This is a genomic window from Actinomadura scrupuli, from assembly GCF_050971785.1.
Lineage (GTDB): Bacteria > Actinomycetota > Actinomycetes > Streptosporangiales > Streptosporangiaceae > Actinomadura_E > Actinomadura_E scrupuli.
In genome coordinates this window covers 13,090-32,852 of record NZ_JBPCCU010000019.1, presented here as the reverse complement: position 1 = coordinate 32,852, position 19,763 = coordinate 13,090, and the positions used below count along the sequence as shown (strand labels likewise).

Annotated in this window: 18 protein-coding genes; 13 read left to right on the top strand and 5 right to left on the bottom strand. The window is 73.1% G+C overall.

Annotated elements, in window-relative coordinates; translation table 11 throughout:
- Positions 1 to 22: 22 nt before the first annotated feature.
- The 8 genes from ACRYCC_RS43390 (at position 23) to ACRYCC_RS43355 (ending at position 7,932) form a co-directional block, all read left to right on the top strand.
- A complete protein-coding gene (locus tag ACRYCC_RS43390; RefSeq protein WP_433820070.1) occupies positions 23 to 820 on the top strand; it encodes a cell division protein FtsQ/DivIB in 798 nt (265 codons plus the stop codon).
- Positions 821 to 1,232: 412 nt separating this feature from the next.
- Positions 1,233 to 2,654, top strand: a complete 1,422-nt coding sequence (gene ftsZ / locus ACRYCC_RS43385; RefSeq protein ID WP_433820069.1) for a cell division protein FtsZ — start codon at positions 1,233 to 1,235, stop codon at positions 2,652 to 2,654.
- Positions 2,654 to 3,436 carry a peptidoglycan editing factor PgeF gene (gene pgeF / locus ACRYCC_RS43380; protein ID WP_433820067.1) on the top strand — a complete coding sequence of 261 codons (783 nt, stop codon included), beginning with the start codon at positions 2,654 to 2,656 and terminating at the stop codon, positions 3,434 to 3,436. The genes ftsZ and pgeF overlap by 1 nt, the downstream gene beginning before the upstream one ends.
- Before the next feature lie 113 nt (positions 3,437 to 3,549).
- On the top strand, positions 3,550 to 4,290 hold the full coding sequence (locus ACRYCC_RS43375) for a YggS family pyridoxal phosphate-dependent enzyme (RefSeq protein WP_433820084.1): 741 nt from the start codon (positions 3,550 to 3,552) through the stop codon (positions 4,288 to 4,290).
- A 96-nt stretch (positions 4,291 to 4,386) separates the two neighbouring features.
- The gene (locus ACRYCC_RS43370; protein WP_433820066.1) at positions 4,387 to 4,911 is read left to right on the top strand and encodes a cell division protein SepF; all 525 of its coding nucleotides are present in this window, start codon (positions 4,387 to 4,389) and stop codon (positions 4,909 to 4,911) included.
- 21 nt (positions 4,912 to 4,932) lie between these two features.
- Positions 4,933 to 5,214, top strand: coding sequence for a YggT family protein (locus ACRYCC_RS43365; RefSeq protein WP_433820083.1), 282 nt, complete (start codon positions 4,933 to 4,935; stop codon positions 5,212 to 5,214).
- Between the two features lie 83 nt (positions 5,215 to 5,297).
- A complete protein-coding gene (locus tag ACRYCC_RS43360; RefSeq protein ID WP_433820065.1) occupies positions 5,298 to 6,197 on the top strand; it encodes a DivIVA domain-containing protein in 900 nt (299 codons plus the stop codon).
- Between the two features lie 187 nt (positions 6,198 to 6,384).
- Positions 6,385 to 7,932: a hypothetical protein gene (locus tag ACRYCC_RS43355; RefSeq protein WP_433820063.1), complete on the top strand. Its 1,548-nt coding sequence runs from the start codon at positions 6,385 to 6,387 to the stop codon at positions 7,930 to 7,932.
- A 102-nt stretch (positions 7,933 to 8,034) separates the two neighbouring features.
- On the opposite strand, the gene ACRYCC_RS43350 is transcribed toward ACRYCC_RS43355, so the two are convergent.
- Both ACRYCC_RS43350 and ileS read right to left on the bottom strand, forming a co-directional pair.
- Positions 8,035 to 8,772: a DUF1707 SHOCT-like domain-containing protein gene (locus ACRYCC_RS43350; RefSeq protein WP_433820062.1), complete on the bottom strand. Its 738-nt coding sequence runs from the start codon at positions 8,770 to 8,772 to the stop codon at positions 8,035 to 8,037.
- 214 nt (positions 8,773 to 8,986) lie between these two features.
- Positions 8,987 to 12,160: an isoleucine--tRNA ligase gene (ileS, locus tag ACRYCC_RS43345; protein WP_433820081.1), complete on the bottom strand. Its 3,174-nt coding sequence runs from the start codon at positions 12,158 to 12,160 to the stop codon at positions 8,987 to 8,989.
- Positions 12,161 to 12,581: 421 nt separating this feature from the next.
- On the opposite strand from ileS, the gene ACRYCC_RS43340 reads away from it, so the two are divergent.
- The 4 genes from ACRYCC_RS43340 (at position 12,582) to ACRYCC_RS43325 (ending at position 15,167) form a co-directional block, all read left to right on the top strand.
- Positions 12,582 to 12,854: a DUF167 domain-containing protein gene (locus ACRYCC_RS43340; protein WP_433820061.1), complete on the top strand. Its 273-nt coding sequence runs from the start codon at positions 12,582 to 12,584 to the stop codon at positions 12,852 to 12,854.
- A 225-nt stretch (positions 12,855 to 13,079) separates the two neighbouring features.
- Positions 13,080 to 13,484: a TraR/DksA family transcriptional regulator gene (locus ACRYCC_RS43335; protein WP_433820060.1), complete on the top strand. Its 405-nt coding sequence runs from the start codon at positions 13,080 to 13,082 to the stop codon at positions 13,482 to 13,484.
- Between the two features lie 47 nt (positions 13,485 to 13,531).
- The gene (gene lspA / locus ACRYCC_RS43330) at positions 13,532 to 14,236 is read left to right on the top strand and encodes a signal peptidase II (RefSeq protein ID WP_433820059.1); all 705 of its coding nucleotides are present in this window, start codon (positions 13,532 to 13,534) and stop codon (positions 14,234 to 14,236) included.
- A 1-nt stretch (position 14,237) separates the two neighbouring features.
- On the top strand, positions 14,238 to 15,167 hold the full coding sequence (locus tag ACRYCC_RS43325; RefSeq protein WP_433820058.1) for an RluA family pseudouridine synthase: 930 nt from the start codon (positions 14,238 to 14,240) through the stop codon (positions 15,165 to 15,167).
- A 131-nt stretch (positions 15,168 to 15,298) separates the two neighbouring features.
- Here ACRYCC_RS43325 and ACRYCC_RS43320 read toward each other — a convergent pair whose 3' ends face one another.
- A complete protein-coding gene (locus ACRYCC_RS43320; RefSeq protein ID WP_433820056.1) occupies positions 15,299 to 15,817 on the bottom strand; it encodes a DUF1269 domain-containing protein in 519 nt (172 codons plus the stop codon).
- A gap of 303 nt (positions 15,818 to 16,120) precedes the next feature.
- Between ACRYCC_RS43320 and ACRYCC_RS43315 the strand changes: the two genes are divergently transcribed.
- Entirely contained in the window at positions 16,121 to 16,519 is a 399-nt protein-coding gene (locus ACRYCC_RS43315) for a chorismate mutase (RefSeq protein ID WP_433820054.1), read from the top strand.
- Here the strand turns inward: ACRYCC_RS43315 and ACRYCC_RS43310 are convergent.
- Together ACRYCC_RS43310 and ACRYCC_RS43305 are read right to left on the bottom strand one after the other, a co-directional pair.
- Complete coding sequence (locus ACRYCC_RS43310) at positions 16,512 to 17,936, bottom strand: FAD-binding protein (RefSeq protein ID WP_433820053.1); 1,425 nt, start codon at positions 17,934 to 17,936, stop codon at positions 16,512 to 16,514. The genes ACRYCC_RS43315 and ACRYCC_RS43310 overlap by 8 nt on opposite strands.
- Complete coding sequence (locus ACRYCC_RS43305; protein WP_433820052.1) at positions 17,933 to 19,588, bottom strand: ATP-binding SpoIIE family protein phosphatase; 1,656 nt, start codon at positions 19,586 to 19,588, stop codon at positions 17,933 to 17,935. Before ACRYCC_RS43305 ends, ACRYCC_RS43310 begins: the two co-directional genes overlap by 4 nt.
- Positions 19,589 to 19,763 lie beyond the last annotated feature (175 nt).

The following is a 19,763-nucleotide window of genomic DNA, read 5'->3' as shown; positions in this document are numbered from 1 at the left end:
GATGCTGGGTCATCATCGGGTCATGCGAACCGGGGACGGGACGACCAGCACCGACCGGGCGGCCCCCGCCCCGCCGGTCACGCGACCGACCACCGACGCCGACCCGCCGCCCGCGGATCGGCGGCATCCGGCGCGGCGCCGGCCGAGCCGGTGGAAGGTGATGTTCGTCTCCCTGCTGGTCATCGGGGTCTTCGGCGTGGCGGCGTGGGTGCTGCTGGGTTCGCGGCTGCTGGTGGTGCGGCACGTCGAGGTCACCGGGACGCACCTGCTGCCCCGGGACCGGGTGGCGGGGGCCGCGCGGATCCATCTCGGCACCCCGATGATCCGGCTGGACACCGGCGCGGTGGGGAGCCGGATCGAGGGCATCCAGGAGGTCGAGGCGGTCCGGGTGGAGCGGCGCTGGCCGGCCACCGTCCGCGTCGTCGTCACCGAGCGGGTGCCGGTGGTGGTGGTGCCGCGCGGCGGCAGGTTCCAGCAGTACGACCGCTACGGCGTGCTCGTGGTCACCACCACGGCCCGGCCGCCGTCCCTTCCCGACCTGGTGGTCGCGACTCCGGGGCCCGCCGACGTGGCGACCAGGGCGGCCCTCGGCGCGTGGCGGAGCCTGCCGCCGCGGCTGGCCGGGCGGCTGGTCGCGGTCGAGGCGCCGACCACGGAGTCGATCACCTTCCGGCTGTCCGGAGGGCGCACCATCGTCTGGGGCGCGGCCGAGCGGGCACCGGAGAAGCTGCGCCTCATCGAGGCGCTCTCCCGCACGCCGGCCGGCCGGGCGGCCCGGACCATCGACGTGAGTTCTCCCGAAGTCGTCACGACCGAGTAATTGCCGCGCACGGGGCACGCGGACCCGCCACCATGGAGGCGAGCGGGCCACCGCGGACCGGATGGGCGTGTCGCCGGTCGGTTTCGGCCGCTGTGATGGGGCAGGGTGGAGGGCTAAGGACCGGACGGACGGGGGAGGCGGGCAGGTGAGCGACCGTAAATGGTGCAAACCGGACCCACTGCGACACGCCGGTTCAGTTCGTGGCGGGTTAGTTGACCCTGGTGGTTGACCGCCCCTACTGTCCGTATCAGTCCTCAGGTTGACATAACTGTAAGCCTCAACTTGAGGGTGAGGGTTGGGGGCGGTCCGCCGCCACCGCATCTTCACGCATAGACCAGGTCAGCAATACCAGCGGCGCGGTTCACGAACCGGGCCGGTCGGTTCGACAGAGCGAGCGGAAAGGCCCCTCCTCGTGGCAGCACCGCAGAATTACCTCGCGGTCATCAAGGTCGTCGGCATCGGCGGCGGCGGCGTCAACGCCGTCAACCGGATGATCGAAGAGGGACTCAAGGGTGTCGAGTTCATCGCGATCAACACCGACGCCCAGGCGCTGCTGATGAGTGACGCGGACGTGAAGCTCGATGTCGGCCGGGAACTCACCCGCGGCCTCGGCGCGGGCGCCAACCCCGACGTGGGGCGCAAGGCGGCCGAGGACCACCGGGAGGAGATCGAAGAGGTCCTCAAGGGCGCGGACATGGTGTTCGTGACCGCCGGCGAGGGCGGTGGCACCGGCACCGGGGGCGCCCCGGTGGTGGCCAACATCGCCCGCTCCCTCGGCGCGCTCACCATAGGCGTCGTGACCCGGCCCTTCAGCTTCGAGGGCAAGCGCCGGGCGATGCAGGCCGAGGCGGGCATCGAGACGCTGCGCGACGAGGTCGACACCCTCATCGTCATCCCCAACGACCGGCTGCTGTCGATCTCCGACCGGCAGGTCAGCGTGCTGGACGCCTTCAAGGCCGCCGACCAGGTGCTGCTGTCCGGTGTCCAGGGCATCACCGACCTCATCACCACCCCCGGCCTGATCAACCTCGACTTCGCCGACGTCAAGTCGGTGATGTCCGGGGCCGGATCGGCGCTCATGGGCATCGGCTCCGCCCGCGGCGACGACCGCTCGGTGGCCGCCGCCGAGATGGCGATCTCCAGCCCGCTGCTGGAGGCGAGCATCGACGGCGCGCACGGCGTGCTGCTGTCCATCTCCGGCGGATCCGACCTCGGCCTGTTCGAGATCAACGAAGCGGCCCAGCTGGTGTCCAACGCCGCGGCCCCGGACGCCAACATCATCTTCGGCGCGGTCATCGACGACGCCCTCGGCGACGAGGTGCGGGTCACCGTCATCGCCGCGGGCTTCGACGAGGGCAGCCCCACGCACGCCGCCTCGGAGCCGGCCCACCGGCGGGCCGCTCCGCCACCCGCCCGGCCGGCGCCACCGCCGCCGCCCCCGCCCCGGCCCGCCCCCGCGGTCAGCCTGCCGCCGGCTCCCTCGGTGGTGTCGGAGTCCGTGCGCCCGGCCCCGGCGGCCGTTCCGGTCCACCCGGCCGTGCCCGCCCCGGCGGGCGAGCACGTCTCCGCCGCGGCCGAGAGCTCCTTGGAGCGCGACACGGAGTCCACACCGGACCCTAAGGTGCCGCGGCCGGCGGCCGAACCGTCCGCGGCGCGTATCGGCGCGGGTGAGGACGGCCCGAGCGGCACGTCCTCCTCCGGTGGCGGCTGGAAGGACGAGGGTGCCGGTTCCGGCGGCGGCTGGAAGGACCCGGCGCGCGGCCCGGAGGTACGCAGGCGGCCCGTCGTGTTCGACGAGGACGACGATCTCGACGTCCCCGACTTCCTGAAGTAGTGCTCACCCGGATCGATCTCGGAGACGGCGTCGGGGCGGCCTTCACCGGCCGGGCGGGCGGGGCCAGCGCCGAGCCGTACACCTCGCTCAACCTGGGCGGTGCCGTCGGCGACGATGCCGCGGCCGTCCAGGAGAACCGACGCAGGGCCGGCGCCGCGCTGGGGCTCGACCCCTCCCGCCTGGTCTGGATGCGCCAGGTGCACGGCGCCGGCGTCGCGTACGTCGACGGTCCCTTCACCGATGGCCCCCCGGCCGGTGGCCCCGGCCCCGGCCCCGGCGCCGGACCGGTCGCCGCTGGGCCGCCGGGCGTGGACGCCGTGCTGACGGCCGAGCGCGGCCTGGCGCTCGCCGTGCTGGTCGCCGACTGCGCCCCGGTCCTGCTCGCCGATCCGGACGCCAAGATCATCGGAGCCGCCCACTCGGGCCGCCCGGGCACCCTGGCGGGCGTCGTCCCGGCGCTGGTCGAACGGATGCGCGAACACGGCGCCGACCCCGCGCGGATCGTCGCGGTGATCGGCCCCGCCGTGTGCGGGGCCTGTTACGAGGTGCCCGCGGCGATGCGGGACGAGGTCGCCGCTGTGGTGCCGGAGGCGTACGCCACCACCCGCGACGGCACCCCCGGCCTGGACATCCGGCGTGGCGTCACCGCCCAGCTCTCCGCCGCGGGGGTGGCCGACATCCGGGTCGACGCCCGGTGCACCATGGAGACGCCCGATCTTTTTTCCTTCCGGCGCGACGGCCGTACCGGCCGGTTCGCCGGATTCATCTGGCTCAGGCCGTGAGCGCGCGTTCCGGCGCGACCGCGACCGGAGCCGAGCGACCCACACCCGAGCGACCCAGAGACGAGGACGTCATCGACTCGAAGGTGCCCCCGGCCTCCGAGCGGAGCGAGACCATGAACGCGCGCAGGGACGAACTGGCCGCGAACCTGGCGGAGGTGCGCCGGCGGGTGGACGCCGCGTGCCGCGCCGCAGGCCGGGACGTGAACGAGATCACGCTGGTCGCGGTCACCAAGACCTTCCCCGCCTCCGATGTCCGGCTGCTGGCCGGGCTGGGCGTGACCGACGTCGCCGAGAACCGGGACCAGGAGGCCGCGCCGAAGGCGGCCGCGTCCGCCGACCTCCCGCTGACCTGGCATTTCGTCGGGCGCCTGCAGACCAACAAGGTCCGTTCGGTGCTGGCCTACGCCGACGTGGTGCACTCGGTGGATCGTGCCAGGCTGATCACCGCGCTGTCCGCCGCGGCCGTACGGGCCGGGCGCAGGCCGCGCTGCCTGGTCCAGGTCTCGCTCGACGCCCCACCCGGCCCCGGCGAGGCGGCGGACGACGCCGCCAGCGAGCGGGGCTGGCGCGGCGGAGCGCTCTTCCCCGAGGTGCCGGCCCTGGCCGACGCCATCGCCGCGGCCGAGGGGCTGGAACTCGGCGGCGTCATGGCGGTCGCCCCGCTCGGCGCCGACCCCGCGCCGGCCTTCGCGCGGCTGGCCGAGATCGCGGCGGCCGTACGGGCCGCCCATCCCGGCGCCACGATCATGTCCGCGGGCATGAGCGGGGATCTGGAACAGGCGATCGCCTGTGGCGCGACACACCTGCGAGTCGGTACGGCGTTGCTCGGAGGCAGACAAGCGATCGTCAGGTAATGTCCGCAGCGGGGGCACCGTGGTTCACGGGTCCTCGGACCTTCAGTCGGACAGCGACTGTCCACCAGCACGGCAACAGAGGACGTCGGAGGGCACATGGCCAGCGCGATGCGCAAGATGGCGGTCTACCTCGGCCTCGTTGAGGACGACCGCTACCACGACGACTACGACGACTACGACGTCTACGACGATGACGCCGTCGACCGGCGCCGTCCCGAGGACGAGCCCGCCGGCCAGCCGCCCGCCCGGATCCAGGATCTGACGGACCGGGACCGTGAGCAGTCGCCGCCGGCCGCCGAGCGCCGTTCCTCGACCGTGGTCTACGACGCGGCCGCCTCCGACCTTGCGCGCATCACTACACTTCACCCGAGAACGTACAACGAGGCGAGGACCATCGGGGAACACTTCCGTGAAGGCACACCAGTGATCATGAATCTCACCGAGATGGTCGACAGCGACGCCAAGCGTCTGGTCGATTTCGCGGCGGGTCTCGTGTTCGGCCTGCATGGAAGCATCGAACGTGTTACGAACAAGGTGTTCCTGCTGTCCCCGGTCAATGTCGAGGTGACCGCCGAAGACAAGGCCCGGATGGCAGAACGAGGATTCTTCAACCAAAGCTGACAGCCACATGCGAGAGTGTCCGTGACAATCGTTAGAACCGTGTTGATCGTTGTGCTGTACCTCTTCCTCCTGTTCCTGATCGGCAGGCTGATCCTGGAGTACGTGCAGCGATTCGCTCGGTCATGGCGTCCGACAGGGGTGGTACTCGTGCTGGCAGAGGCCACGTATACCGTCACCGACCCGCCACTGAAGCTCCTCAAGCGTTTCATCCCGGATCTGCGTCTGGGTGGTGTGGCGTTGGATCTCAGCTTCACGGTGCTCTTCCTTGTGGTCTGGGTCATGATCATGATCGTGGGAGGGTGATCAACTCGATGATCATCTTCGTGCAGAGGTTCTGATCGGATACCGTCCTTTGGTACAGACTCCAAGCGCGCCAAGGAGACAACATGCCGCTGACACCCGCGGATGTCCGGAACAAGCAGTTCAGTACGACCCGGTTGAGGCCGGGGTACGACGAAGAGGAGGTCGATGCCTTCCTCGACGAGGTCGAGGCTGAGCTGGACCGACTCATCCAGGAGAACGAGGAGCTGCGGGCCAAGCTGGCCGAGTGCCTGCGGGGCAAGGTGCCCGCGATGGCCGCGCCGATCGTCGAGCCCAAGCCCGACCTCGCGCCGGTGCCCGAGCCCATGCGGCCCGAGCCCAAGCCCGAGCCCGAGCCCGTCATGAGCTTCGGCTCGTCGCACAGCGGCGAGGACAACATGGACACGGCGGCGCGAGTGCTCGCGCTGGCGCAGCAGACCGCCGACCAGGCGATCGCCGACGCCCGCCGGGAGGCCGACGAGACGCTCGGCCGGGCCCGCCGCGAGGCCGAGGAGATCGTGGGCAAGGCCCGCCGCCAGGCCGACCAGATCGTCAGCGAGGCGCGGGCGCGGGCCGAGCAGCTCGACCGGGACGCGCAGGACCGCCACCGTCAGGTCATGGGCTCGCTCGTCCAGCAGCGTGAGGACCTCGAGCGCGACGTCGACAACCTGCGCGCGTTCGAGCGTGAGTACCGCACGCGGCTGAAGGCCTACCTCGAGGGCCAGCTTCGCGAGCTCGAGGCCGGCACCGCCGAGGCCGCGTCCTTCCCCAAGGGCGGCGGGGCCTCCACCGGCCCGCAGCCCGCCGTGCAGCCCCCGCTGGTGCACGCGGAGGCGCGCAACGGGCAGCCGAGCCCGGCCCCGACGACGACGGGCCCGACCCCGTTCCCGCCGCCGGCCGAGCCCGCGCAGCACGCGCAGCACGCCCAGCACTCCGGCACGGGAGCCTTCCACACGGCCGACAACCAGCCGCACGAGAGGCGCTGACCACCGGCCGGTGGCGGCTCGCCGAGCCGCTGGTGCCGGACGGCCTGGCGTGCGCCCAACCGGCGCCGGCAGGCGATAGTGTCTGTGACGACCATTGCGCCGCGCACCAACGGCGGTGGACGTCGGCAGTCCAGCCGGTCGGCGGTGGCATCGAGCCGCGGGTTCAGCAGGTAGAGGGAGAGACCCTGTGATCATCCTGAGTGGCATTCTCGTCGTGTTCGCGATCGCGCTGCTCGTCGCGGGCATCGTGACCGGGGCGGACGGGGTGGGGAGTGTCCAGGGGCTGACTCTGATCTACGTCTCGATCGCGGTCAGCATCGTCTCTGCGCTCTGCCTGGCCATCGGGGTGTTCGTCCGCCGCAAGGAGCTCTTCGGCGCCGGCGCCGGGGCTGCGCCCGCGCGGGCCGGGAAGCCCGCGAAGGGCGGCAAGCCGGGCAAGGCCGCCCGGCAGGCCAAGGGCGCCAAGGGTGCCAAGAGCACCGACGAGGCCGACGGCCGGCTGCCGGACGAGCCGGAGGAGACGGTGACGCTGCCCTCTCAGCCGCTCGACGTGCCCGCCGACGCCACGGTCTTCGTCGTACGCGGACGCAAGAGATACCACCTGGAGAGCTGTCGTCAGCTCACCGGGCGGGACAAGGAAGACCTGACCTACGCCGAAGCCCTGGAAGAGGGCTTCAGCCCGTGCACGGCCTGCATGCCCGACACCGCACTTGCGGCGCGCGCGGCGATGTCGGGCGAGCCGGCCGCACAGGCGGGCACCGGGGACAGGAGCGGGACCGCCGGGCTGGGCAAGGGCACGCGGGCGGAGTCGGCCTCGACCGGCCTGGCCGCGGCGGCCCGCCCGGCCCGCGGCTCGTCGCGGGCCTCCACACCCGCCACGGCCGGTACGGACGACCAGTTCGCGTCCGACCGGCCGGGAAGCGGCGGCTTCGGCGCCTCCCAGTGGGAGTCGCGTCCCGGAGTCCCCGCGTCGCGCGGCCCGCTCGCCGCGCCCTCGGCCTACGCCGCACCGGCGGAGCCGGCGGCCGACGCCCCCGAGGAGGACTCCCCGGGCCGGTGGGAGAGCGACCGGGAACTGGGCGTCCCCTCGTGGGCTCAGTCGCCGACCGGACGCCTGGGGACCGGCCGCCCCGAGCGGGAGGCCGAGTCCCGGACCGAGGAGGCCGACACGGCCGAACTCGGCGTCGTCAGCCCGCGGACCACCGAGGAGGACGAGGCCCCGGCGCCGTCCAGGCCGTCCTCGGTCTGGACGACCTCCCCGGTCGCCCCCAGCGCACTCGACCTTCCGGCGGAACCGGCCGCGCCCCCGGTGACCCTGGAGTTCACCGCGGCCGAGCCCAAGGTCCCGTCGTGGGCGACGGACGACGATCCGGAGGAGCCCCCGGCAGCGGAGCCGGAGGACGACGCCCCGCGCGATGCGGCGGCCGACGCGTTCGCCGACGACGTCCCGGAGGCGGCGGACGAGCCCGCGCCCGGGGAGCCGGACACCGGCCACACCGCCGCGGAGGCGGCTGCGGAGCCGGAGCCGGCCCAGGACGACACGGCGGAGGCCGGCAGCCCCCAGGTGCGCATCCTCAGCGGCACCAGGCGGTATCACCGCCCGGACTGCGCGCTGATCGAGGACATCGGTGACGAGGCGGAGGACCTGGAGTCGCTGTCCCGGGACGAGGCCAAGGAGCGCGGCTGCACGCCGTGCCTGGTGTGCCAGCCCGACAAGGCGCACACCGCCGACTGAGCACTCCCGGTGCGGGCCGGCCGGACGCCCGGGTGCGCACGGTCCGTGCCCATGCGTCGCGGCGGCCCGGGTCTCACCCGGCCGCTGGCGTTCGCGGGGCCGTCAGCGCTCGCGGCGGTCCCTGCGGTGCGCGTCGCGGAGCGCCCGGAGGTGGTCGCGGCGCTCGTCGCGCCGCTGGCGGATCTGCTCGCGCTGCTCGCGCAGGCGGTCCCGGAAGTCGCCGCCCGCCCCCTTGGGCGGCCTGCGCTTGACGTCGACGCCGCCGAACAGCGTGAACCCGGCGATCCGGATCACCGGGGCGTTGGGGTCGTCGGGATCCCCGCCCGAGACCGAGCGGCCGCCGAAGATGGCCATCCCGGAGTCGATCACCCGGACGCCCGGCGGCACCTTGACGTCGACGCCGCCGAAGATGCAGGTGATGTTGATCGTCACCTCGCGCTGGGTGAGCACCGCCTCGCGGAAGTCGAGCTCCACTCCGCCGAACATGGTGAAGACGTTGGTGTGCGGCTCGACCAGCCAGCGGCCCTTGCGCTCCGCCCCACTGAAGATCGCCACCACGCTGGCTGGCTCACGGGCCGGCGCGGGAAGATCCTTCGGAGCGCCCGCGACGGTGGGCGCCGGGCCGGCGGCCGTGACCGGGAGGTCCTCCAGGGCCGGTGTCAGCTCGGCGTAGGTCTTGGCGGAGTAGACCAGCTCGATCCGCTCGGCGTGCTCCTCGGGGCTCAGCCGGCCCTCGGCGAGCGCCTCGCGGAGCTGGTCGGCGGCCCGGTCGCGATCTGCGTCGGAGGCCCGGAACCGGGAGGGGTCGGCCGGTGCGGGCTGCTGCTCTGGAAGGTCCACGAGGCCATCATTCCGCACACGATGTGTCGCGTCCAAGCCCTCACCTCTTCGTGATCATGCAATCGTTCGTCGAACGATTGCATGATCACGGAGTGGGTCCGGGCGTGACACGGGGTGGGCGCGGAGCCATCCCCGGATCACGTGCCGGGTGTGATCACGGGGTGACCCCGCCCTCCCGTGATCACGGGAGGGCGGGGTCCTGGGGTTGGCGGGGTCAGGAGGACTTGCGCAGCCAGAAGGTCAGCCGCAGGTCCTCGTCCTGGCGGGAGGGCACGGCGGCGACCACGTCGGCGGGGGGCTCCCCGCCGGGGTGGATGGTGCCGAGCACCTCGAGCGCGAGGTAGCCGTCGTGTTCCCGCAGGGCCTCGGTGACCTCGGGGTCCTTCGAGGTCCACCACAGGTCGACGCGGTCGGTGACCTCCAGGCCGCTGTTCTTGCGAGCGTCCTGGAGCAGCCGCACGGCCTCCCGGGCGATCCCGGCGCGGCGCAGCTCCGGGGTGACCGACAGGTCCAGCGCCAGGGTCTCACCGGCGGCGCTCTCGACGGCCCAGCCGCTGCGCGGCCGCTCGGTGACGATCACGTCGTCCGGGCCGAGCTCGACCGCGCCGACCTCCGGGGCGTCCACCGTGACCGAGCCGGTGTCGCGCAGCGCCCGCACCAGCCCGGCCGGGTCGGCCGCGGTGACCCGCGCGGCCACCTTCGGGGTGTTCTTGCCGTAGCGCCGCCCGAGCTCGCGGAAGTTCGGTTTCACCTCGTACTCCACCAGGTCTCCGCCGATCGAGGACAGGTCCTCGAAGGACTGGACGTTGAGCTCCTCGGCGATCTGGGCGCGCAGGGCCGCCGGCAGTGCGGCCCAGCCGGAGGCGCCCACCAGCGCCCGGCCCAGCGGCTGCCGGGTGCGCACGCTGCTGGAGGCCCGGGCGGCCCGGCCGAGCTCGACCAGGCGCCGTACCAGCGCCATCTGGGCCGTCAGCTCGTCGTCGAGCAGGTCCTCCCGGACCTGCGGCCAGTCGGCGAGGTGCACCGACTCGGGCGATCCCGCCGGGCGGATCACGTCCCAGACGTGGTCGGTGACGAACGGCACGATCGGGGCCATGAGGCGGGTGAGCGTCTCCAGGCACTCGTACAGCGTCGCGAAGGCCGCCGCGCCCTCGGCGGAGCCGGGCCCCTCCCAGAACCGCCGCCGGGACCGGCGCACGTACCAGTTCGAGAGGTCGTCGACGAACTCGGCCAGCAGCCGCCCGGCCTGCGCGGTGTCGTACTGCTCCATCGCCGCGTCCACCTCGGCGACCGTACGGTTCAGCTCGGCCAGCGCCCAGCGGTCCAGCAGCGGCCGGTCGGCCGGTGCCGGCGCCTCGGCCAGCCGGTCCGGGGTCCAGGCGTCGCCCTGGGCGGCGGCCGCGTTGGCGTACAGCACCAGGAAGGAGGCGGTGTTCCAGTAGGTCAGCAGGACCTTGCGGACGATCTCCTCGAGCGCCGCGTGGCCGACCCGGCGGGCCGCCCACGGCGACCCCGCGCAGGCCATGAACCAGCGCAGCGCGTCGGCGCCGTGCTGTTCCATCAGCGGCATCGGCTGCAGGACGTTGCCCAGGTGCTTGCTCATCTTGCGGCCGTCCTCGGCCAGGATCAGCCCCAGGCAGAGCACGTTCTCGTACGACGACCGGTCGAAGACCAGGGTGCCGACCGCCATCAGCGAGTAGAACCACCCGCGGGTCTGGTCGGTGCCCTCGCAGATGAACTGCGCCGGGTAGGCCTGCTCGAAGGTCTCCTGGTCGTGCTGCGGGGCGCCCCACTGGGCGAACGGCATCGAACCCGAGTCGTACCAGGCGTCGATCACGTCGGGGACCCGGGTGGCGGTGGCGCCGCACGTCGGGCAGGGGAAGGTGACGTCGTCGACGAACGGCCGGTGCGGGTCGAGCGCCGACAGGTTCCGGCCGGCGAGCTCGCCCAGCTCGGCCAGCGAGCCGATACAGGTGACGTGGGAGTCGTCCGCCGAGCAGATCCACAGCGGCAGCGGCGTGCCCCAGTAGCGCGACCGCGACAGCGACCAGTCGACGTTGTTGCGCAGCCAGTCCCCGAAGCGGCCCCACTTGATCGTCTCGGGGAACCAGTTGGTCTTCTCGTTCTCGGCCAGCAGCCGGTCCTTGATCTGCGTGGTGCGGATGTACCACGCGGGCAGCGCGTAGTAGAGCAGCGCCGTGTGGCAGCGCCAGCAGTGCGGGTAACTGTGCTCGAAGTGGGTGCCGCGCAGCAGCAGGCCGCGGGAGCGCAGGTCCGCGGTGAGGTCCTCGTCGGCGTCCTTGAAGAAGACCCCGCCGACCATCGGGACCTGGGGCAGGAACCGCCCGTCCGGGCCGATCGGGTTGACCACGGGCAGCCCGTACCGCTTGCAGATCTGCAGGTCGTCGGCGCCGAAGGCGGGCGCCTGGTGGACCAGCCCGGTGCCGTCCTCCACGGTGACGTACTCGGCCAGCACCACGTAGTGCGCGCCGGGGATGTCCACCAGCTCGAAGGGGCGCGCGTACGGGGTGCGTTCCAGGTCGTACCCGGACAGCCGCTCACGGACCGTCCAGCCCTCGCCGAGGGCGGCCTCCAGGAGCGGCTCGGCCACGATGACCGGGCGCTCGCCCTCCTTCTCCGCGACGACGTAGGTCACCGAGGGGTTGACCGCCACGGCGGTGTTGGAGACCAGCGTCCACGGCGTGGTCGTCCAGATCAGCAGGTCGGTCCCCTCGAACCGGCCCGCGGTCACGGGCATCCGCACGTAGACCGACGGGCTGCTGACCATTTCGTATCCGCCGGGCTGGCCCAGCTCGTGGTCGGACAGGCCGGTGCCGCAGCGCGGGCAGTACGGGGTGATCCGGTGGTCGGAGAACAGCAGGTCCTTGTCCCAGATGACCTTGAGCGACCACCACACGGACTCGACGTAGGCGGGGTCCATGGTGCGGTAGGCCTGGGAGAGGTCCACCCAGTAGCCCATCCGCTCGGTGAGCTCCTCGAAGGCGTCGGTGTGGCGGAGCACCGACTCCCGGCAGCGCGCGTTGAACTCCGCGATGCCGTACTCCTCGATCTGCGGCTTGCCGGAGAGGCCCAGCTCCTTCTCCACCGCGACCTCGACGGGCAGCCCGTGGCAGTCCCAGCCGGCCTTGCGCGGGACCTGGTAGCCCTTCATGGTCTTGTACCGGGGGAAGACGTCCTTGAAGACGCGGGCCTCGACGTGGTGCACGCCGGGCATGCCGTTGGCGGTCGGCGGCCCCTCGTAGAAGACCCAGCGGGGGCCGGAGGCGTTGCGCTCCAGCGAGCGCTCGAAGATCTTGCCCTCCTGCCAGCGCCGGAGCGTGTCGTGCTCGACGGCGGGCAGGTCGACCTGGGCGGGCAGCGCGCGCATCGTGCGCCGCTCCTGTTGTTCACTCACGGGTGGACCTCCACGGGAATGCACGGACCCAGTGGAGATACTGCGGCCAGGCTCGCGGCACCGCCCCTGGGGGGACCCGGAGGGACGAGGCTGCGCGCCCCGCGGTACCACCCTCCTTGACCGTGCGCGTGCGGCACGGCCCGCTTCGTTGTGCTGTCCTGCGTGTGGCTGCCGGGTCTACTGGGCCCCTGGAACCGCCTGGGACCGTTCTTCCGGCGGCTCCGGGTGATCAGACCGCCGGGCTCGCCTCCGGGCTCGCACCGTCCCCGGATCGCTCATGACCGCTCACGACGGCAGGTGTCCCATCAACGCCTTGCCGACTGGCACGATTGTACGGCCAGGAGAGGTGCGGCTCCGACAGGTTTTCTCACCTTGATCATGTCTGGAGGCGATCATGGGGGTCCGGGTGGCGATCCGCGTCCGGCCCGGCGGCGCCCGCACCCAGGTGGGCGGCGCCCATGGCGACGCGCTGGTGGTCAAGGTGACGGCGCGCGCGGTCGACGGCCGGGCGACCGAGGCGGCGCTGCGGGCCGTGGCCGGCGCGCTGGGTCTCCGGCGCCGCGAGGTACGGCTGGTGAGCGGGCGTACGAGCCGGGACAAGGTCGTCGAGATCGAGGCCGATGTGGCGCAGGTCACTCTCATGATCGACCGACTGAAGGGTTCCTGACGCGTCGTTACGGGGCATATGCCGCCTGTGACAAACCCCTGTTGTTTGCCGTCCGACGAACGGAGACCTATGCTGCCCGCACTGCCTGTCGAGAAGATCAGCGCGAGGGGGCCCGACATGGCCGGCGCCGGGGGGGACGAGATGTCCTCCAGCAATACCGCCCGGGGTAGCCGCACGTCTTCACCGGGGACGAAACCAGCCGCGGGGGCGGCCACCGTGGTGGCCGTGGCCGAGCAGACCGCCGGGTCACTGCCGGTCCGGGCGGGCGAGGACCGCTGGACGGGGTCGGAGCTGACGGAGATCAGGGCCCGCCTGCAGGACGAGATCTACGAGCTCGGCCTGGAGATCGCCACCGCTGAGTCGCAGATCGCCGAGGGCGATTCCACCGACGGGGCGGGTGACGACCAGGCCGACATCGGGGCCAAGACCTACGAGCGCGAGCACGAGATGTCGCTCGCCTACAACTCCCGTGACCTGCTCGCCCAGAACGAGCGGGCCCTCGAGCGGATCGAGGCCGGAACGTACGGTGTGTGCGAATCGTGCGGTAAGGCGATCGGGAAGGCGCGCCTGCAGGCCTTTCCACGTGCGACCCTGTGTGTGACATGCAAACAACGCGAGGAGCGTCGCTGAGCGGCGCCACGAACCCAGAAGAAAGCGGTGCCGGGTCTCCGGAGCGGGTGATCCGGCCGCGCCGTGTGGCCGTGCTGCTCGCGGTCGCCGCGGCAGCCCTGACCCTGGACATCGTCTCCAAGGTCGTCGTCGTCGCCCAGTTGCCGGACCGTCCGCCGATCCGGCTCCTCGGCGGGCTGCTGACGCTGCGGGTCACCCGCAACAGCGGCGCGGCGTTCTCCATCGGCACCGGGATGACGCTCGTCCTCACCCTGATCGCGGTCAGCGTGATCATCGCGATCCTGCGGACCGCCCGGCGGCTGCGCAGCCTGCCCTGGGCGATCACCCTGGGGCTGCTGCTGGGCGGGGCGACCGGCAACCTCGTCGACCGCCTGCTGCGCTCTCCGGGGCCGCTGCGGGGCCATGTGGTCGACTGGATCGAGCTGCCGCACTGGCCGGTGTTCAACCTGGCCGACTCGGCGATCGTCTGCGGCGGGCTGATCGCCGTGCTGCTGGCCGCGAAGGGCCTGCAGCTCGACGGCACCCGTGCCCCCTCCGAGGAGGCCGATCCCGGGACGGGCGGCACGGCCGGCGCCACGGGCGCGCCCACGGCGGCGGAGACCAGGGCCGACACCGCGGCGGACCGGCCGGCGGACACGCGGACGGACACGGCGGTGGACCGGCCGGCGGACACGGCGGCCGGACGGCCGGACGCGGATCCGGGCGGGACGGCCCGGCAGGACGCGCCGCCGCCCCCGGACCGGAAGTCCTGAGATGGCGGACATGCGCAGCCTCCCGGTTCCCGACGGCCTCGAAGGCGAGCGGGTGGACTCCGCGCTGGCCAGGCTCTTCGGCCTGTCCCGCGCCCGCGCCGCCGACGTGATCACCGCGGGCGACGTCCTGGTCGACGGCAAGGCCGTGGCCAAGTCGGACCGCGTGCACGCCGGGGCCTGGCTCGAGGTGACGCTGCCGCCGCCTCCCTCGGCGCCCGTCGCGGTCCCCGAGCCCGTCCCCGGGATGCGGATCCTCTACGAGGACGACGACCTCGTGGTGGTCGACAAGCCGATCGGGGTCGCGGCCCATCCGACGACCGGGTGGACCGGCCCGACCGTGATCGGCGGCCTGCTCGGCACCGGGCACACCGTCGCGACCAGCGGGGCGGCCGAGCGGCAGGGCATCGTGCACCGCCTGGACGCCAACACCACCGGCGCGATGGTGGTGGCCAAGAGCGAGGTCGCCTACTCCCGGCTGAAGCTGGCGTTCAAGGAGCGCCGGATCGACAAGCGCTACCACGCGCTCGTCCAGGGGCACCCGGACCCCTTCCGCGGCACCGTGGACGCCCCGATCGACCGGCACCCCTCCGACGGCGCGAGGTTCGCGGTGGTCGCCGGCGGCAAGCCCTCCGTCACGCACTACGACACGATCGAGGCGTTCCGGGCGGCGACCCTGCTCGACATCAACCTGGAGACCGGGCGGACCCACCAGATCCGGGTGCACATGGCGGCGATCCGGCATCCCTGCGTGGGTGACCTGATGTACGGCGCCGACCCGACGCTCGCCGCCCGCCTGGGCGCCACCAGGCAGTGGCTGCACGCGGTGCGGCTCGGGTTCGAGCACCCCACCCAGGGGCACTGGGTGGAGTTCGAGAGCCCCTACCCCGCCGAGCTCGCCGCGGCCCTGGAGATCGTCCGCGACGAGTCCTGAGCGGACGCCACCCGCTCACCGGCTCCGGACGGCTCAGGCCGGAGCGGTGGCACGCGCTGGGGCGGCGGCGGACGGGCCGGGGCGGCGGCGGGACGGGCCGCGTGCGGCCCGTCCCGCCAGGGTCGGGCGCGTCAGTCCTCGATCTCACCCAGCGCGACCCGCACGGCGTGCACCGCGGCCTCGGGCAGGTCGGACTGGACCAGGGTCGCGCCGGGAAAGCGCTCGAGCTCACGCTGCAGGTCACCGAGCGAGAGGTGGCTGACCAGCAGCGCCAGGGCGGTGTTGCCCGGGGGCACGGCGTCGCGCAGAGCCTTGATCTTGTCGTCCTTGATGCCGGTGTCGATGAGCTTGCCGAGCAGCGCGCCGCCGCCCGCGGACGCGGCGCCGCCGATGAGACCGCCGATCGGGCCGCCGAACAGGGTGCCGATGAGCAGGCCCCACATCGCGCCGCCCAGCGCGCCCTTGCCCGGGGTCAGGTCCTGCGTCTCGCGGACGGCCGAGCGGCCGTCGGGGGAGCGCTCGATGAAGACCGCGTCATGCAGCTTGATCTGCTCGTGTCCCTGCATGCGCACGGCGGCGAGCAGGAACTCGCTGGCCTTCAGCGGCTCGTTGAACCCGATCACGATGAGTTTCTGCACGGGCTCTGTCACGGTGTCTCCCAAGTAGGCGGGTCTGCGGGGCAGCTTAGTCAATGCGTCTCGGTTCGTGAGACGGCTGTCCGCGAAGTGGCGGACGACCCTGGATGTCACGTAAAGTAACCAGCATGGAGAGCCGTTTCGGGTTTACGTCGCCGGCTCTGGGTGAGCCGGTCGACTCGACCTGAGCGACGACCCCGGAGCCGGCGAAGGCAGAGCCCTCAGCACACGCTGGTGGGTGCTCTGCCTTCTGCGTGTCCAGCCAGGACGCGTCCGGCCGCCTTCCACGGCCGGACGGCCGCCGAAGGAAGGACCGGGATGACCGGAGAGCCGACGGGCCAGGAGATCACCACACTGGCGGAGGCCCGCGCCGCCATCGATCGGATCGACGCCCAGCTCGCCGCGCTGTTGCAGCGCCGCGCCGAGCTGGCCGGGATCGTGCAGCGGCTCAAGCCGGTGGGCGGCTTCGCCGGCCGTGATCCGCGCCGGGAGCGGCAGGTGGTCGAGGCGATGGCCCGGCACGCCCCCCGGCTGGGCCGGGACCGGCTGGCGCGGATCATGAGCGCGGTCATCGAGGCCGGCCTGGAGGTGGCCGAGCTCGAGGGGGCCGAGCGCAAGGTCGCCGGACGCGCGGGAGCGGGGTTCTCGGGGACGCCGGGGCGGCGGGAGCCGGTGCGCACGACCCGGCACGACACCCGGGGCCCTGCCGCTAGGTGAAGATCCGCTGCCCGGGGGCGAGGATGCCGCCGGGGTCGTAGCGGCGCTTGGCCGCGGCGAACGCCGGCCAGGCGGGGCCGAAGTGCCGGCGCCAGCCGGACCGGCTCATCGGCACGGAGCCAACGGGGTATCGCGTGCCGCCCAGGGCACCGGCCCGCCGGTAGAGGCCGCGGTTGGCCTCGATCATCGCTGCGGGGTCCGTGGCATCGGCGGAGGCCGTCCTGAGCAGCGCGAACAGGAACGCCAGGCGCCCCGCGGGGACCCGGAGCAAGGGCACCCGGACCGGCGGCCGGCGGAACGGGTAGAGCAGGATCACGCCGCCGGTGCCGAGATCGGCGGGGGTCAGGTCCGCCAGGACGGCGGAGACGAAGGCGTCCGCCTCCGGGTCGGGAAGGAAGACGTTCCACCAGGGGTGCGGGCGCGACCACTCGCCGGCCGCGGTCAGCTCGGCCACGGAGGGCGCGAGCCGGTCGAGGAAGGCGGCATAGGAGAGATCGGCGATCTCCCGCGTGCCGGTCTCACCGCCGCGACCACCGCCACCACGGACGACGCCACCTCCGGCGCTGCCCAGATCGCCCAGATCAGCCAGCAGGGCCGCGTCGTCGGGAGGCACCGATCCCCGGTGGAAGGCCACGGCCTCCAGGACCTGGCACCAGCCGCCGGAGCCGTCGGGGGACGGCTGGATCTGGCCCTGGAGGGAGTCGAACCGGCCGTCGCGGGCGGCCCGGCGCTGGCCGGCCATGAGCGCGGGAGCCGTGGGGTAGCGGAGCCGGTAGCGCCGCACCGTGGCGGGGGCCGGCAGCAGCCGCATCGTGGCGCCGACGATGACGGCGCACTGGCCCAGCCCGGCGAGCACGGCGCGGAACAGATCCGACCCCCGGGCGGGGGAGCAGACCACGTGCTCGCCGGTGCCCGTGACCACCTCCAGCTCCAGGACGTTGTCGGCCTGCGACCCGTGGTGCCCGGTGGCGCCCCCGATGCCGCCGGCCGACAGCGTGCCGCCCACCGACAGCTCGAGGTAGTCGGTCAGCACCGGCGGGGTCAGCCCGCGCGGCAGGGTCTCCCGGAGCACGTCGCTCCAGCGTGCGCCGGCCTGTGCCACGACGGCGCCCTCCCGTACCCGCACCTCCCGCAGCGCGCTCATGTCGACGACGACGCCGCCGGCCACCTGGGCCTGACCATGGGTGGCATGGCCCTGGCCGCGGGCGGCGACCGGGAGGCCGTGCCCGCGGCAGTGGCGGAGCAGCACCTGCACGTCGCGCACCGATCCGGGCACCAGCACGGCGAGCGGCCGCCGGCTCACCAGGTGCCCGAAGTCGTCGGCGGCCCGGGAGCGGGCCGGCGCGTCCAGGAGCAGCCGGCCGTCCAGCGGCGGAAGGCCCGTCAGCGGCCCGGCCCCGGATCCGATCGCCGTCATGGCAGTGCGAGCTCGAACCAGACGGCCTTACCGGACGTCGTACGGCTGGCGCCCCACCGGCCGGCGAGGTGGCTGACGAGGTAGAGACCCCGGCCGCCCTCGTCGGTCTCGCCGGGGTCGCGCAGCACCGGCAGCCTGTGGTCGTCGTCGGTGACCTCGCACAGCAGCGCCTCCGTCCGCATCAGCCGGACCGTGATGGGGCGGGAGGCGAAGCGGATCGCGTTGCTGACGAGCTCGGTGACCAGCAGGGCCGCGGTCTCGCAGTACTCGGTGAGCCCCCAGCTCTCGAGCGTGCTGCGGATCACGCAGCGGATCTGCGCGGCGGTCCGGGGATGCGGGCGCATGATCCACTGGGCGATGTTCTCGCTGGGGATGCCCCGGAAGCGGGCCGCCAGGAGCGCGACGTCGTCCTCGCGTTCCTCGGTGCGCAGGGCCTCCAGCACGTCGTCGCAGAGCCGGTCGAGATCGTGTGCCGGGTGGGTCAGGCTGCGGCACAGCCGGGCCAGCCCGTCGTCGAGGTCCCGGCAGCGGGACTCGACCAGCCCGTCGGTGCAGAACACGATCAGGCCGTCGTCGGGGGCCCTGACCTCGACCGACTCGAACGCCACCGCGGCGATCCCGCCGAGCCCGATCGGCCCGCCGGGCGGCAGCCGCATGATCTCGGCCGCGCCGTCGGGGTGGACGAGGACGGGCGGGATGTGCCCGGCGTTGGCGATCGTGCACCGCCGGAGCACCGGATCGTAGACGCAGTAGATGCAGGTGGCGAGGTGGTTCTCGCCGAGCTGCCGGGCCAGGTCGTCCAGGTGCCGCAGGGCCTGGTCGGGAGGGAGGTCCAGGGCGGCGAGGGTGCGGGAGGCGGTCCGCAGCTGGCCCATGGCGGCGGCGGAGGCGACACCGTGACCCATGACGTCACCGATCACCAGCGCCACCCGGCTGCCCGGCAGCGGTATGGCGTCGAACCAGTCGCCGCCGACCTGGGCGGCCGGGTTGCTCGGCAGGTAGCGGTAGGCCACCTCCGCCCCCTGCAGCACCGGCGGGCACTTGGGCAGCATGCTGCGCTGGAGCGCGTCGGCGATGTGCGCCTCGCGCTGGAACAGGTGCGCGTTGTGGACGCTCAGGGCGGTCTGGTCGACCATCAGGGTCGCGGTCAGCAGATCGGTGTCGTCGAACGGCCCCCGCCCGGGCGCGCGGAACAGCGCGGCGAAGCCCTGGACCCGGTCGTCGAACCGGAACGGGGCGATGAGCAGGAAGCCGTTCCATCCGCTGGGCAGCAGGCAGCCCAGGTCGGCGGCCCGCCGGTGGTCGTCGTGCGCGGGCCACACGACCGTCTGGCCGGTGGTCATCGTCTCCGCGAACGGGCCGGACAGGTCGTGCAGCGGCGTCTTGCCGACCAGGATCTGCTCCCAGCCGTCCTCGGCCACGGCCACCTGGCGGACGAGCATGTCCCCCGAACACGGGTGCGGCAGCCCGTCCTCGGCCATCGCGGTCTCCAGCAGGTAGGCGGTGGCGAAGTCGGCGAGCCGCGGGATCGCCGTCTCGCACAGGGCGTGGACGGCCTGGTCGGCGTCCATGCCGGCGCCGATGCGCAGGGTGGCCCCGTGCAGGTAGGCGAGCTGTTCCAGTACGTCCTGGTCCCGCTGACGTCCGGTCACCGTGAATCGGCCTCTCGACGGGTCAGCCGCCGGAACGGCCGGCGTACGCGAACGGGTTGCGGCTGGCCGGGGCGGGCACGCCCGCGGAGATGTCCGGTTCAGGGGTCATGGCGCCCTTTCCTTCAGCGTTCGTGCCGTACGGACATGGGGCGGCGGCCGGGCGGTCTGCTCGTAC

Coding starts and splice junctions, on each gene's coding strand:
- ACRYCC_RS43390 (WP_433820070.1), top strand. CDS start 23: ATGCGAACCGGGGACGGGACGACCAGCACCGACCGGGCGGCCCCCGCC.
- ACRYCC_RS43375 (WP_433820084.1), top strand. CDS start 3,550: ATGAACGCGCGCAGGGACGAACTGGCCGCGAACCTGGCGGAGGTGCGC.
- ACRYCC_RS43370 (WP_433820066.1), top strand. CDS start 4,387: ATGGCCAGCGCGATGCGCAAGATGGCGGTCTACCTCGGCCTCGTTGAG.
- ACRYCC_RS43360 (WP_433820065.1), top strand. CDS start 5,298: ATGCCGCTGACACCCGCGGATGTCCGGAACAAGCAGTTCAGTACGACC.
- ileS (WP_433820081.1), bottom strand. CDS start 12,160: ATGCGCGCGCTGCCCGCCCAGGTCGACCTGCCCGCCGTCGAGCACGAC.
- ACRYCC_RS43340 (WP_433820061.1), top strand. CDS start 12,582: ATGGGGGTCCGGGTGGCGATCCGCGTCCGGCCCGGCGGCGCCCGCACC.
- ACRYCC_RS43325 (WP_433820058.1), top strand. CDS start 14,238: ATGGCGGACATGCGCAGCCTCCCGGTTCCCGACGGCCTCGAAGGCGAG.
- ACRYCC_RS43315 (WP_433820054.1), top strand. CDS start 16,121: ATGACCGGAGAGCCGACGGGCCAGGAGATCACCACACTGGCGGAGGCC.
- ACRYCC_RS43310 (WP_433820053.1), bottom strand. CDS start 17,936: ATGACGGCGATCGGATCCGGGGCCGGGCCGCTGACGGGCCTTCCGCCG.